The organism is Paraniabella aurantiaca (assembly GCF_050309965.1).
Classification (GTDB): domain Bacteria; phylum Bacteroidota; class Bacteroidia; order Chitinophagales; family Chitinophagaceae; genus Niabella.
Genome location: NZ_JBLOSY010000002.1, coordinates 189,095 through 203,930 on the forward strand (window position 1 = coordinate 189,095; position 14,836 = coordinate 203,930).

7 protein-coding genes are annotated in these 14,836 nt (G+C 44.4%); 6 read left to right on the plus strand and 1 reads right to left on the minus strand.

The window, feature by feature from the left end; all coding sequences use genetic code 11:
• Positions 1-126: 126 nt before the first annotated feature.
• The 6 genes from ACLOAU_RS15610 to ACLOAU_RS15635 all read left to right on the plus strand — a co-directional run bounded on the left by ACLOAU_RS15610 (position 127) and on the right by ACLOAU_RS15635 (position 13,423).
• Positions 127-3,222 (plus strand): SusC/RagA family TonB-linked outer membrane protein, encoded by a 3,096-nt coding sequence (locus tag ACLOAU_RS15610; RefSeq protein ID WP_427862828.1) that lies wholly within the window; start codon positions 127-129, stop codon positions 3,220-3,222.
• A gap of 41 nt (positions 3,223-3,263) precedes the next feature.
• Positions 3,264-4,757 (plus strand): RagB/SusD family nutrient uptake outer membrane protein, encoded by a 1,494-nt coding sequence (locus ACLOAU_RS15615; RefSeq protein WP_427862829.1) that lies wholly within the window; start codon positions 3,264-3,266, stop codon positions 4,755-4,757.
• A gap of 7 nt (positions 4,758-4,764) precedes the next feature.
• Positions 4,765-6,654 (plus strand): sulfatase-like hydrolase/transferase, encoded by a 1,890-nt coding sequence (locus ACLOAU_RS15620; protein ID WP_427862830.1) that lies wholly within the window; start codon positions 4,765-4,767, stop codon positions 6,652-6,654.
• A 61-nt stretch (positions 6,655-6,715) separates the two neighbouring features.
• Positions 6,716-8,173 carry a sulfatase family protein gene (locus tag ACLOAU_RS15625; protein WP_427862831.1) on the plus strand — a complete coding sequence of 486 codons (1,458 nt, stop codon included), beginning with the start codon at positions 6,716-6,718 and terminating at the stop codon, positions 8,171-8,173.
• Positions 8,174-8,295: 122 nt separating this feature from the next.
• The gene (locus ACLOAU_RS15630) at positions 8,296-12,357 is read left to right on the plus strand and encodes a hybrid sensor histidine kinase/response regulator transcription factor (RefSeq protein ID WP_427862832.1); all 4,062 of its coding nucleotides are present in this window, start codon (positions 8,296-8,298) and stop codon (positions 12,355-12,357) included.
• A gap of 130 nt (positions 12,358-12,487) precedes the next feature.
• Positions 12,488-13,423, plus strand: coding sequence for an ROK family protein (locus ACLOAU_RS15635; protein ID WP_427862833.1), 936 nt, complete (start codon positions 12,488-12,490; stop codon positions 13,421-13,423).
• Between the two features lie 28 nt (positions 13,424-13,451).
• Here the strand turns inward: ACLOAU_RS15635 and ACLOAU_RS15640 are convergent, their stop codons facing one another.
• A complete protein-coding gene (locus ACLOAU_RS15640) occupies positions 13,452-14,816 on the minus strand; it encodes a sulfatase family protein (protein WP_427862834.1) in 1,365 nt (454 codons plus the stop codon).
• Between the last annotated feature and the right edge of the window lie 20 nt (positions 14,817-14,836).

Consider the following 14,836-nt stretch of genomic DNA (forward strand, 5'->3'; position numbering starts at 1 on the left):
TTGCAGGCGGACGGCTTATGTACTTACCTGTGGATGAGGAATAAATAAAGCTTTTCAATACCATCTAAATATGAAGACTGGATATTATTTCCCTGCTGTTCAAAAGAAAAATTATATATATCGAAAATGAGAAAATTAGTAACAATTGTAACTTTTACGATCAGCTTTTTAGTTGCTCAAATGGCTCATGCGCAATCCGGCGGGCGGGTGCTTGATTCAGCTACCCGCCAACCTCTTATTGGTGCTACAGTCAGTATCCCGGGCTCCGGGCAACAGGTGACGACAGACAATACCGGCGCATTTGATTTTGATACAAAAATCAATACACCGTTTCGTGTACAGGTGACATTCGTAGGTTATCGTGCCAAAGAAGTGGCTATTACCAGACCTGGTATAGAAATATTACTTGCACCTGTTTCAGGTAACCTGGATGATGTTGTAGTGGTGGGTTATGGCTCACGCAAACGAAGTGATATAACCGGAGCGGTGGGTACTGTAAAAATTGATAACGATATCAGTGCCCGTCCGAATGCAGAGTTTGGCCAGGCTCTTTATGGTAAAGTAGCGGGCGTGCAGGTAATATCAGGTTCGGGCCAGCCGGGTGCATCCTCTTCTATACAAATAAGAGGTATTAATTCTGCTTCGGCGGGTAGTGCTCCATTAATTGTAGTTGATGGTTTGCCCACACCCAATTACGACCTGAATCTCATCAATAGTAATGACATTGAGTCGATTGATATACTTAAAGATGCTGCCTCATCTGCTATATATGGTTCAAGGGCGGCCAACGGTGTGGTGCTGGTAACCACAAAAAAAGGAAAGGCAGGCCGTACAAAAGTAGAACTGAACTATGTAGCCGGCCTGCAAAATGTAATAGATAAGGTAGATGTAATGAACAGCACTGAATACGCTCAGGCTGCTATTGATGCGGCTCAGAATAGCTGGGTGCAGAAAGGCGGAGACCCCAATGCACCTAATACCATTGAAGCTCGTGGACAATACAAATATACATGGCCTGCTGCACTGGAACACCCCGAAACACTACCCAATTCGGACTTCCAGGATGCCATATATCGTACTGCACCTGTTCACCGCGTTAACCTTAATGTTTCCGGGGGTAGTGATAAATCAACTTTTTATTTATCGGGCGGCTATATCGATCAAAAGGGAATTGTTTTAAATTCAAACTATAAAAAATACAGCCTTACGTTAAAAAATGTAACCCGCCTCAGCAATTGGCTGGAAATAGGTGGGCTGGCCACGGTAAGCTATGATCATGAAACACAACCTTATTACAGGATATTTGAATGGGCCGCTCAATATCCTTCCATCTATCCGGTATACAGCGCCAATGGTTACCTGGGGGCGCCTAATAATCAACCGGGCTTTGAAAAATATAATGCCATACTTTTCCGGCCACAAAACGGGCATCCCTTATATCGTATTACTGATGATATACAGCAAAAAAGATTAAATGCCATTGGCAATTTATATGCGCAGCTACAGCTGGCCCCCGGCCTTGGTTTTAAAACAGCTTTTAACTATTATCTCAATTGTATTGACAGCAGCAATTACCAGGCGGTAGATCATCAGCTGGGAGCGGCTTACAATACCGAAGGGATCATGACAGTAAGTGGGGTAAACATCGTTAACTACACTTATCAGAACCTGCTGACTTATGATAAGAGCTGGAATGACCATTCAATCAGCGCCTTGTTGGGAACTGAATACAATTATAACAATTGGCGCTATAATGTACAGGAGCGTCGTGGTTATGATAACGATCTGTTGCATTCATTGTCTGCAGGCAGAACGGTATTCCAGGCTAATGACAACGCGGCAGTAAGTAAGCTGATTTCTTATTTCGCCCGTTTAAATTATGATTATAAAGGAAAATACCTGCTATCTGCAAGTTTGCGTCGTGACGGATCTTCAAGATTTGCGCCTAATAATAAATGGGGCTATTTTCCTGCTGTATCGGGAGGTTGGATTATATCACGCGAGGACTTCTTTGATAATACCGGGGTTGTTAATAACCTGAAGCTAAGAGCCAGTTATGGACTTACCGGTAATGATCGCTTTGCCGACTATAAATGGATCGGTATTATTACGCAGGGACGAACCGCCTTTGGGTCGGGCCTTGCTACAACTTATTATCCATCGAGTATTACCAATCCTGATCTGAAATGGGAGCGTACCCGGCAGCTGGATATTGGTATTGACCTGGCGTTCTTGAATAACCGGATTACGCTGGAAGCCGATTGGTACAGGTCTACCTCCGACGGTTTATTGCTGGATGTGCCGGTTCCTGTTGTGTCTGGATTTACCAGTGTTTTCAAAAATATTGGTAAGCTGGAAAACAAAGGATGGGAGGTGAATTTAGGTACTCAAAACCTTACAGATGCATTTAAATGGAACACCCAGTTTAATATCTCCGCTAACAGGAACAAAGTACTGGCATTGGGAGAAGATAATGCCCCTATGATATTTACATCTGCGGCATTCAGCGGTATGCAGAAAATTAATATAGTAGGTCAGCCGATCTTTAATTTCTATGGTTATCAGTATGGTGGTGTATATATGAACCAGGCGCAGATCGATGCTGATCCGGCTCACTATGCTACGGCTACGCCTGGTGATGGTAAATATATTGATGTAGATGGAAACGGTGTGTTGAATGCAGATGACAGAACGATTATAGGAAATCCGCAACCAGACTTCATTTGGGGGATTACCAACAATTTCTCATATAAAGGATTTGATCTGAGTTTCCTGTTCCAGGGTGTGCAGGGTGGTAAACTCTTAGATGAGAATATACACCGCTCGTTGCTCTATCATGAAGGCCGGAACTACTCAAAGGTATTAGTAAACAGGTGGCGCTCTGAAGAAGATCCGGGAGATGGCTATCATTATAAATTAAAGGTGGACCTGGATGGCTATGAAAAAACGCCGTCCAGCTATTGGTTGCAGGATGCAAGCTATTTTAAACTCAAAAGTCTTACACTCGGCTATAACCTTCCTGCAAGTCTTTTATCAAGAATAAAACTCTCCAAAGCGCGCGTTTATCTGAATGGGGTGAATCTTTTTACGAGTACCAAAAGCCTGGTGATCGATCCGGAAGCTTTTTCGGGAGGTGCCGCTGATGCTTCCAGGCGTGGGGTTAACAGTAATTCATATCCTACTTCCAGGGTAATTTCATTGGGTCTAACAGTAGGCCTGTAAAATTTAAAAAATTAATCTGAAACGATCTAAAAAATACTTTGATGAAACGTTTTATATCATCCTCCAATTTATTACTTAAAAGAAAGAAGTTAGTGCCGGTCTTTTTTCTTGTTGGGTTGTCTTTGTTTTTAGCTTCCTGCAAAAAAGGCTCGCTGGACCTGTATCCTGAAACTACTTTAACCGAAGGCATTTTTTATAAAAATGAAACCCAGTTAACACAGGCTGTAAACGACGGGTATCGCCAGCTCGAGCGTATATACGATGCGGGTGGGATCCCTGATATTTATGGAGAACTAGCCTCCGACAATGTATTCATAAAAGCAACATCCGGTGGAAACCCCTGGTCTGAAGATATTAACAGGCATGATATAGATGCGGATAACGGTAAACTGGCAAGTGCATGGAACACCGCATATAACGGTATTTATATTATTAACAATGCCATTGAACAATTGGAGAAAACAACGGTAGTGTTTTCCACTGATGGATTAAGAGAAAGATTACTGGCGGAAGCGAAGACTATCCGCGCATTGATCTATTTTAACCTGGTGCAGGCATGGGGGGGCGTGCCGTTTCCACTTAAAGTGGTATCACCACAGGAAAGTTATAGCTACTTACGGGAAGATAAGGCGGTTATACTTACACAGCTGGTAAGCGATCTTAAAGCTGCAAAACTGAACCTTCCGTCTTTGTATACAGGAGCTAATGTGGGACGTATTACACAATACGGTGCCAGTGCCATTCTCGCTTATGTTTATCTCGCACAGAATGACAAGACCAATGCAACGCAGGAGTTAAAGTCCATTATAGAAAGCAATGCATTTTCTTTGGATGCCAATGCAGATGGCGTGATCAATGCAGCAGATTATGCACATCTTTTTAAGGCAACGACCAAGAACTCTAAGGAATCAATTGTTGAGATACAATATATCGCCGGTCAGAACCAGGTAAACAGTACCCACCAGACTGAATACGCTCCCTGGGACTTTGCTTTTCATCTGCCTGGGAGTACGGTTACGTTTAGAGGTACAGGTTTAAATACACCCACCAATGATCTCATCAATGAATATGAAACAGGTGATCCGAGAAAAGATCTGTCGCTTGCCACAGGGTTCAATGATCTTCAAACCGGCAACTTTATAGCTTATCCATACACATTAAAGTTTTATGATCCTACCTTTCTTTACCCCGGACAAAATGTAGAGATTATCCGCTATGCGGATGTACTGTTGCTTTATGCGGAATTGACAAATGATGCCGCTTATTTAAATCAGGTGCGCAGAAGGGCGGGACTGGCTGATTATGGCAGTGCTGCTTATCCTTCGGCAAAATATTCAACACTGGCTTTAGCTATTGAACATGAAAGAAGAATAGAGCTTGCTTTCGAATTTCACCGGTTCTTCGACCTGGTGAGAACGGGCCGCGCGGTTGCCGTATTGCAATCGAAGGGAATCAATACATCTCAAAATAAGCTGGTTTTCCCGATACCTCAATCGGTTATTGATGTGAATCCACGAATTACCCAAAATCCTTAATTATTGTATGAAAATAATATTAAAGCGCATATCCTTTGTTTTTACACTTGCGTTGATAACGGGTGCTTGTATGGCGCAGGTAAGTACCGAAAGGCCGAATATATTGTGGATCGTGAGCGAAGATAACAGCCCGTTTATAGGCGCTTACGGAGACCAGGCGGCAAGTACCCCGAATATTGATGCTTTAGCCAGGCAAGGCATATTATACGAAAATGCGTACTGCACAGCTCCGGTATGCGCGCCCTCCCGTTTTACGCTTATAACCGGTTTGTATCCACCTGCCTTTGGTACAGAAAATATGCGCAGCGAATATCCGCTACCTCAGTTTGTTAAGTTCTTTCCCCGGTATTTACGCGAGGCGGGATACTATACTTCCAACAATGCTAAAAAAGATTACAATACGGTAGATCAGCCCGAAGCATGGGACGAGTCCGGCAATAAGGCAACCTATAAAAACCGCAGGCCCGGCCAGCCATTTTTTGCAGTCTTTAACATAGGTACATCTCATGAGAGCTCTATCTTTGGCTACGAAGCGCGAAAGAAAATGTACGCGGCCTTCAGCGGCCAACCACTTGATAGCATCAAATTGCCGAAGAATAAGCCGTTGGTTCACGATCCGGAAAAAATACGGATACCGCCTTATTTGCCTGCCAACGAGGCCATGAAGCACGACTGGGCGCTTTATTATGATAAGATACAGGAAATGGATAGTGAAGTGGGGACGATTTTGAAAGAGCTGGAAGCTGCGGGGTTGTCGGACAATACCATTGTATTTTATTATGGAGATAATGGTGGCGTATTGGGCAGAAGTAAAAGATTTGTTTTTGAATCCGGGTTACGGATCCCGTTAGTGGTGCGCATACCGGACAAATTCAGAACACCGGCAGTGCCATTGGCTGGCAGCCGTGCAGAGCAGCTGGTAGATTTTACAGATTTCGCACCTACGGTGTTAAGTCTTGCGGGTATAGTGCCTCCCGGGTATTTACAGGGACGTGCATTTTTAGGTAAGCATTCTGCAACTCCAAGAACGCAGGTTTTTAATTTCAGGGGACGAATGGATGAGGGTATCGACCTGGTAAGGTCTATCCGGAATAAAAAGTACCGTTATGTAAAGAACTTTATGCCACACCGTCCTTACGGACAGCATATTGAATTTTTATGGATGGCTGGTTCGATCCGGGGCTGGGAGCAGGATTATAAGGATGGCAAATTGAATGAACTACAGTCGCGTTTTTTCAAGCCCAAGCCGTCAGAAGAGCTCTATGACATAGAGAAGGATCCGGACAATATTAACAACCTGGCTGCGATCCCGGCTTTTAAAAATGTAATTTCAGAGCTAAGGAAAGAAACTTTTAACTGGTTAGTTAAAATTAGGGATGTAGGATTTATTCCCGAACCGGCGGTTGAGAAAATCACTAAGGCTACTACATTGTATGATTATGCCAGGTCGGGAAAGTATAATATAAACGAAGTGATCAATACGGCTTACCAGGCTTCATCTTTTGATAAAAACAATTTGCCGGATCTGGTCAAGAAAGCAACAAGTAATGATGCGGTAATCCGCTACTGGGCTGTAACCGGTCTGTTGGCTTTGGGTGAAGAAGCCCGTGCCGCCAAACCTTTATTAACGGCAACACTGCGGGATAAAGAAGTGTATATTGCAACCGTAGCCGCAGAGGCCCTTTATAAATTGGGCGATAAACAGCCGGCACTGGAGTATCTATTTAAGGCCATAAAGGATAACAGCACAATGACAAGGGTACAGGCTTTAAACGCATTGCAGCTGGCCACACCGGAGGAATTGAAACAGGTTAAACAGGTGTTGGTTGCCATAAGCAACAATAAGAGCGAATATGATAAAAAGGCCGCCAACTTCCTGTTACAACGGCTGCAATAATGAATTGAAGAATTTCCGTTTTATTAAAAAAGCAGTCGAAATCTGCAAATAGGAGTTTAATATGAAAATGATCCGGTACGCTATTTTACTTTTTTTATCGGCCAGCCTATGCCTGAAGGGTAGTGCTCAGTCTGGCAAAGACCGTCCTAACATTGTTTTTGTGATCGGCGATGATATCAGTATAGACGATATTGGAGCCTATGGTAATTCCCATATCAGGACACCTCATATTGATGGCCTGGCTGCCAGGGGGCTTCGGTTTAACAATATGTATGTTACTTCCAGCTCTTGCAGTCCAAGCCGGGTAAGCATTTTAACAGGACGCTATCCGCATAATACCGGTGCTGCTGAACTTCATGCACCGGTACCGGCTCATTTGGTTTACTTTCCTGAACAGTTAAAGGCTTCCGGGTATTATACCGCGCTTGCCGGTAAATGGCATGAAGGCCCCAATACGGCCCGGGCATACGATACCATCTTAGCCGATAAAGCAGCCAACGGGGAAGGGGGTGAAAGCCAGTGGGAGCAGCTATACTTGAACAGGCCTAAAAACAAACCCTTCTTTTTTTGGTTGGCTGCTTACGATGCCCACCGGGACTGGTCTGCTGACCACCTGTTTCAAAATCCTTACAAACCTTCCGACGTGAGGGTGCCCTCAACATTAACCGATGATGAAGCAACCCGGAGGGACCTGGCATCTTATTATAACGAAATATCAAGACTGGATGAATCGGTAGGTGTATTAGTACGCCGGCTAAAAGAGGACGGTCAGTTAGATAACACGATTATTGTTTTTATAGCGGATAATGCAAGACCTTTTCCGGGCAGCAAAACACGGGTGAACGATCGGGGACTGAAAACTCCTTTTATATTTTCCTGGCCCCAAAAAATACGATCGGCAGCAGTGGTGGACGCGTTGGTCAGCAGCATCGATATTGCTCCTACATTTTTGCACCTGGCAGGTGTACAACCCGCTGCAACAATACAGGGCACCGATTTCACCCGGTTATTAAAAGATCCGAAAGCTGCTTTTCGCAATTTCATTTTTGGTGAGCATAACTGGCACGATTACGAGGCCTACGAAAGAAGCGTGCGTTCCAAAGATTTTTTATACCTATTTAACGGAAGGCCGGGTTTTGATAATGGAGGACCGATCGACGCCAACCAGAGTCCTGCCGCATATTCCCTGCGGAACTTAAAATCTTCCGGATCGCTCACACCGCTTCAGGCTGATGTATTCATTAACCCACGTCCCATAGAAGAATTATATGACCTAAAAACAGATAGTGCCCAATTGATCAATATAGCATCGGATCCCTTGCACAGGAAACGTGTGGACCAGTACAGGAAAATTCTGGCGAGATGGCAAAAGGAAACCGGTGACACGCAACCGGTTCAGCTAACTGCCGATTGGTATGACAGGAAAACCGGTGAAGCCCTGCCTCAGAAAGGGGTAAGAGGCGAAATGCCGGGCGCGTCAAAGCATGCAGACCGGATTAATGTAAAAAGCCTGTTTTAAAAGTGTGAACAGTTTGTGATACATTTTACGGTTGAAAATGATACAGGCACAGCCGGTTAACGTAATATTGCAGCATCGTTTGTCAATAAGTTTTGCCGGAGGTTTAAATACTGAATGTGTCAATGAGAAGTTTACATTTGTGGGTGGTGATCTGTTGTTTTTTGATCTCCCTTGTTATTTCCGGTCAGCCCATATCAAGCACTACCGAAAACAGGTATTTCAGAACTATTTCTGTTGATCAGGGATTGTCGCAAAGCACTGTCTTTGTAGTGCAGCAGGATCTTCAGGGTTTTATGTGGATAGGTACGCAGGATGGGCTGAATCGCTACGATGGTAAAACTTTTACCATATTCAGGCCCGATAAAAAAGACCAGCACAGCCTATTTTCCAGTTATATCAGGAGCTTATATATCCATAAGGATGGCATGTTATGGATTGGCGGCAACAAAGGCGTGAGTTGCTACAATTACAAAAAGGAACAGTTTGATAACTATCCGTTGACAGTAAAGCCGGGAGAGTGGTTTGTTTCGGGTATTACAGCTGACCGTGATGATAAACTATGGGTTGCTGCAAATTCGGGCGAGTTGTACTACTATGACAAGGCCTCCAATCGGTTTATAAATTTTTCTTACCGGTTTAGTGGTACTCCTGTTCATACCATTCAGCAGATACTTTTTATCAATGGCTTTTTATACCTCGCAACGGATAGGGGCGTATATCAACTCGATCTCATTACCAAAACTGCCAAAGCCATTCAGCCTGCTCAGATTAATGTGCGGATCAACGCCATGGTACAGCAGGATGACAGGCTGTGGATGGGCTCCGAAAACGGAGGCCTGCTGTGTCTGAACCTGAAAAATAACCAGGTTGAAAAATACCTGCATCAGCCACAGCAAGTAAATAGCCTGATAGATAATGATATCCGTAGCCTTGCCTGGGATCAGAGTGGTAATCTTTGGATAGGAACCTTCAGGGGGCTTTCTATTTTGGACACCCGCACTACAACATTCAGTAATTTTGAGCACCAGTCTAACCGGCATCTTACATTGAGCCAGAATTCTGTACGCTGCATCTTTAAAGACCGGCAAAATGGGATGTGGCTGGGAACATTTTTTGGAGGGCTCAATTATTACCATAAAGATGATATCCGCTTTAATATTCTTAGCCAAACCACCGGTAATGTATTGCTAAACGACCAGGTAGTCAATGTAATCAGTGAAGATCCCACCGGAAAGATCTGGATAGGTACCAATGATAAAGGCGTGAACATCTGGGACAGGAAAGCAAACCAGCTTACCTATTTATACCATACAGAGAACAATCCAAATAGCATCAGCTCGAACAATATCAAGGCCATTGAATTTGATGCCGCGGGAAATGCCCTCGTTGGCACATTCAATGCCGGTCTTAATGTAGTTGAGAAAAATACCCGTGCCGTAAAAAAATACCAGCACGATCCGTTGAACCCTTTTTCAGTGAGTAGCGACATGGTTCACGCTTTGCTTTATGACCGGCAGGGGAGAACCTGGGTGGGCACCCGTTCGGGACTCAATAACTTCGACAGGCAGCAAGGCCGGTTTACAAAATTTGAACAGGACCCCGCAGGCAGGCAGCTGAGTTCGGAGGGTATTACCTCCCTGCTGCAGGATCGAAAAGGCCGGATATGGATCGGTACTATCAATGGTATTAATGTACTTAGCGCCGATTTGAACCGACTTGAAGTTTTTTCGGGCAATACACTTTCCAATGAACTGGTGAACTGCATAGCAGAGGATCAGCAGGGGCGTATATGGGCAGGTACAAGAGACGGGTTAAATCTTTTCGATGAGCAACAGCATCGATTTATTCCTTACACGGGTGCAGATAATACCATCCAGGGAGCTATATTTGGCATCCAACCCGATGACCAGGGCAGCTTATGGGTATCTACCAGTAAGGGGCTGGTCAAGCTTTACGATAGCTTCAGGAAATTGCAGGTGTTTAATAATTACACGGGTATGGGTAACATGCAGTTTAGTTTGCCCGCCTTCTGTAAAACTGCAGATGGGTTGGTACTTTTTGGCGGTATAAACGGCCTGATTTATTTTTATCCCCAGTCAATTCAATTAAAACCCTTCGATCTTCGCATTAGTTTTACCGGCCTTGATATTTTGAATACACGTGTTGCCCCCGGCAGTGGTTACAATGTACTGGACCAATCTATCAACGAAGCTAAAAGTCTGCGCCTTTCACACGAGTATAAACAGTTTACGGTATATTTCAGCACCTTCAATTATATTGCTCCGGCAAGTATTCAATATCGTTACCGGTTAAAGGGCTTTGATAACAACTGGCAACTATGCGATAATATTCCCAAGGCAGTATATACGAACCTGAAGCCGGGTAACTATACCCTGGAAGTTCAGGCCACGGGGCCGTTGGGAGAACAGAGCCCGGTTCGCTCACTGCCTATCAGGGTGCAGCCTCCCTGGTGGCGAAGCAATATTTTTTATTTAGCCCTCCTATTGGTGTTGGGCGCTTTAGGGTTTATCGCTTATCGCGTTATCAGGGAACGTGTTAAAGCAAAAGCTGCGTTGAGAAAAGAGCGGAATGACAGGGAAAGGTCGGAGCACCTGAACCAGATGAAAATGGACTTTTTCACGAATATTTCGCACGAATTTAAAACACCACTGACGCTTATAGTGGCGCCACTGGAGGAAATGCTCAATAGTTCAGTTCCGGAGAAGAAGGCCCGGAAGTATCATGAGCGTATGCTCAACAATGCGCAGCGATTGTATCAACTCGTAGACCAACTGATGGATTTCAGGAAAACCGAACACGGTTTGAAGAAGCTCGAGTTGGCCGAAGGCGATATTGTTGGGTTGATGCGGGATATTTATGCTTCCTTTCTGGAACTATCCAGGCAAAAAAATATTCAATACACGTTCAAAGCTAACCGGCCTGATTTCACCTGTTATTTTGATAGAGATGCCATTGAAAAGATATGCAACAACCTTTTGTCCAATGCGTTTAAATATACCCGCCCTGGTGATACGGTGGTGTTAGGTTTCGAACAGCAAAATGACCAGATGCTGCTAACGGTAAGCGATACCGGGCTGGGTATTGCATCTGCCGACCATGAGCGGGTTTTTGAGCGGTTTTACCAGGTCAACTATTCCGACGCTAATTGGGGGTCGGGAGTAGGCCTGGCATTTGCAAAAAGCCTGGCAGAATTACACCGCGGTACTATAGCTCTTGAAAGCGAACCTGATAAAGGAACCGTCTTTACCGTTAGGCTACCCGTTAGCCACAGTGAGCACGAAACCGAAGAAATGAGCAACAGCCATTACTATAGCCTGTTGGTGGATAATTATGTGGCTCCCGCTACAGACGCAGATGATGCGGACGAGGATGAGGCGTCTGCAACAGCTGCAGCCCATCTGCAACACTTGTTAATTGTGGACGATAATGTTCAGATTGTAGATTACCTGGCCGGATATTTTGAGAATCAATTCAGGGTAACCAGGGCATATAATGGTGAGGAAGCTTTTCAACAGGTAGAAGAGGAGGCCCCGGATATTGTAATTTGTGATGTAATGATGCCCGGTACCGATGGTATACAGTTTTGTAAAAAAGTTAAGAAAAATATTATCACCTGTCATATCCCGGTTATACTGCTCACAGCCAAAAGTGAACCAGCCCACCAGGTAAAGGGGTTGGAAGCCGGTGCCGACGATTATGTGACCAAGCCATTTTCCCTTCCGGTATTGGATGCTAAAGTGCAGAACATTCTCCGGTCGAGGAGGCGTTTAAAAGAGTATTATTCGTCGGCAACAGAAATTGTTCCGGAAAATATAGCCCTCAATACGCTGGATGAAGAATTTCTGCGTAAAGCAATAACAATAGTGGAAGAGAGTTTGAGCGATGCTGAATTTTCTGTGCAGAAGTTTAGCAGGAACATTGGCATGAGCCGTTCCAGTCTCTATCTTAAACTAAAAGCTATAACCGGTGAATCTACTACTGATTTTATCAAGCGTATCAAATTTAAAAAGGCGGCAGAACTCCTGGAAACTAAAGCATATTCGGTTACAGAAGTTGCTTACATGTCGGGTTTCAGTTCGCTGTCTTACTTTTCAACATCGTTTAAGCAATATTATGGTGTTTTGCCAACCGAATATGTATCCGGTAAACATGCCGGGTCCTGAATGAATGAAAATCAACCATATTTAAATAAATAAAACCATTTTTTAAATACTGTGATTGCCGCGTGATGTTACTTTGAGGTAGAGGAAGTAGTTGTATTCTTCCATATTTATTCAATAAAAACCGACAGGAATGTATGCCATTGCCATTGATGTAGGCAGTACCTATTTAAGATGCGGCCTTATCAACTTAAGAGGTGAGATCGCTTATTCGTTTAAAATGCCTTCGAAAGATGTATTATCTGAAGGAGAAATAATTGCGTTAATTAATGTGGCGGTTCGAAAATGTGCCGGTGCTGCCGATGGCAAAATCCTGGGTGTGGGCATCGGGTTTCCGGGCATTGTTGAAAATAATGTAATCCTTGGCGGCGCAGATAATCTACCCGGTTTTCATCAGGTAAATCTGGGAGCTGTAATTACGGCATCAACCGGCTTGAATGTAGTGGTAGACAACGATGCTAATATGATGGCCTGGGGAGAGATGCAGTTTGGTGCAGGCAAAAATTGTTCAGATGCGGTCTTTCTCACGTTGGGAACAGGTATCGGAGGGAGTGCTATCATCAATAATAAATTGTATGGCGGCTACCAGAATAAGGGTACGGAATTTGGCCATATTATCATCAACTTCGACGGTCCTCCCTGTTCCTGTGGCGGCCGGGGCTGTTTTGAAGCTTACGCTTCTATAAAGGCGCTGATACAGGATTACTCACGGTTGAAAGGCATTGACACTTCTGAAGTCAATAGAGAAATTATCGCAGCCAATTATTTAGCAGGCGAAGCTGAAGCCATAGAAGTGATGGAAAGGCACTTTGAGTATATGGCCATTGGTATTACCAGCCTGATCCATATTTTCAGTCCTCAAAAAATGATCATTGGTGGCGGCATTTCGGACGGTACCGATTTCTATGAGAAAGAAATCAGCAGCCGTGTGGCGAAACGCGTAATGCCTGATACATTTACTAATTCCATGATCGTACGTGCCGGAATGGGTTACGAAGCTTGCCTGCTGGGATGCGCCAGCCGTGTTTTTGCTACGCCCATGCTGTTAAGCTCCAATGAGCTACGTTGATAAAACAGGCATAATAGCTGCAGACAGATCATAATAGCTTTTCAAAAGGATCGCCATTTTTCCTGCACCATGTACTAAGGTATTGACGCATTTGTTGTAGCTGCTTTTTATATTTTGGCTTTACGGCCAGGTTATCCATTTCACCCGGATCTTTTTGCAGGTCAAATAACTGTTCGCGTATTTCTCCTTTGCTATATACAATATATTTAAGGTTTTTAGTGATCACTGCACGTCCACTGATGCCCAGCAATACATCGTTATCGGCAAAATCTGTTTCTATTACAAGGGTGTCCCGCAATATCGCGGATGGGTTATTTAATCTTTTACTGATGTCTGCACCTTTCAGATAGGCGGGTGCTTTTATGCCGGCGAGTCCGCAAATGGTAGGAATGATATCGGTGCCGTTACAAACCAACAATTCATCAGTTTTCGGTTGCCAGCTGTTCAGCTTAGAGATGATAAACGGAACGCGGGCCGACTCTTCATACAATACTTGTTTCTGGTTCCAGGAGTGGGCTGCATATCCGTCTCCATGGTCTGCTGTAAAAAGAATGATCGTATTTTTTTCGATGCCATATTTGGTAAGTGAAGTCAGTACCATTTCAATATATTGATCTACTTTTTCCACCAGCCGGTTATAAGCCCAGCGATATTGTCTCCATTGATCACCCGTCCAGTTTACCGAAGGATAAGTACGTACATTAGATGCCTGCTGATCCCGTACAATCCTGGGTTCATTGGCCGGAATAGCCCAGTTAGCCGGCAGTGGCGGGCATTGATGAGGAGGGGGAGCGGCGGCCAATACATCCATTTTTAAAGCATCTCCGCGAGCCCATTCGCAAATGTCATGTGGGTTTAGAAAGGATGCCACGAGTAAAAAGGGTTGATCCTTATGCTCCTTAATGAACCGGGCACAATAGGAGGGTGTAGCTGCATCGTTGTAATCCTGGAATTTAGTATTTTGTATAAAATCGAATCCATGCTGGCTGATCTTTTCTGCCGGTACCGGCAAATGCCATTTGCCTACATAGCCCGTTTGATATCCTCCTTCTTGAAAGATCTTTCCCATCATTAGTAAGCTATCCGGCCACTGGCCATCTTTTTCAGGGGCATTGCCAATAAAGCCTGTTTCAAAAGGCATTTTGCCACTGAATATGGAACTGCGTGACGGCGTGCATAGGGGCTGGGCGCAATAAGCCCTTGTAAAGCGAACACCATTTGCCGCCAGCCGGTCCATCGCCGGTGTATACAGGTCTTTATTTCCCGCATGGCTCATGGCATCGGCAGTTTGCTGATCGGTCATAATGATCAGAATATTGGGGCGACTGTTCTGCTGGCCCCGGGCCATCATGCTGCAAAGAACCGTCAGGACTAATAACAACCATCTATGCATATAATAGTATTTAAACGTTC

Coding starts and splice junctions, on each gene's coding strand:
- ACLOAU_RS15610 (WP_427862828.1), top strand. CDS start 127: ATGAGAAAATTAGTAACAATTGTAACTTTTACGATCAGCTTTTTAGTT.
- ACLOAU_RS15615 (WP_427862829.1), top strand. CDS start 3,264: ATGAAACGTTTTATATCATCCTCCAATTTATTACTTAAAAGAAAGAAG.
- ACLOAU_RS15620 (WP_427862830.1), top strand. CDS start 4,765: ATGAAAATAATATTAAAGCGCATATCCTTTGTTTTTACACTTGCGTTG.
- ACLOAU_RS15625 (WP_427862831.1), top strand. CDS start 6,716: ATGAAAATGATCCGGTACGCTATTTTACTTTTTTTATCGGCCAGCCTA.
- ACLOAU_RS15630 (WP_427862832.1), top strand. CDS start 8,296: ATGAGAAGTTTACATTTGTGGGTGGTGATCTGTTGTTTTTTGATCTCC.
- ACLOAU_RS15635 (WP_427862833.1), top strand. CDS start 12,488: ATGTATGCCATTGCCATTGATGTAGGCAGTACCTATTTAAGATGCGGC.
- ACLOAU_RS15640 (WP_427862834.1), bottom strand. CDS start 14,816: ATGCATAGATGGTTGTTATTAGTCCTGACGGTTCTTTGCAGCATGATG.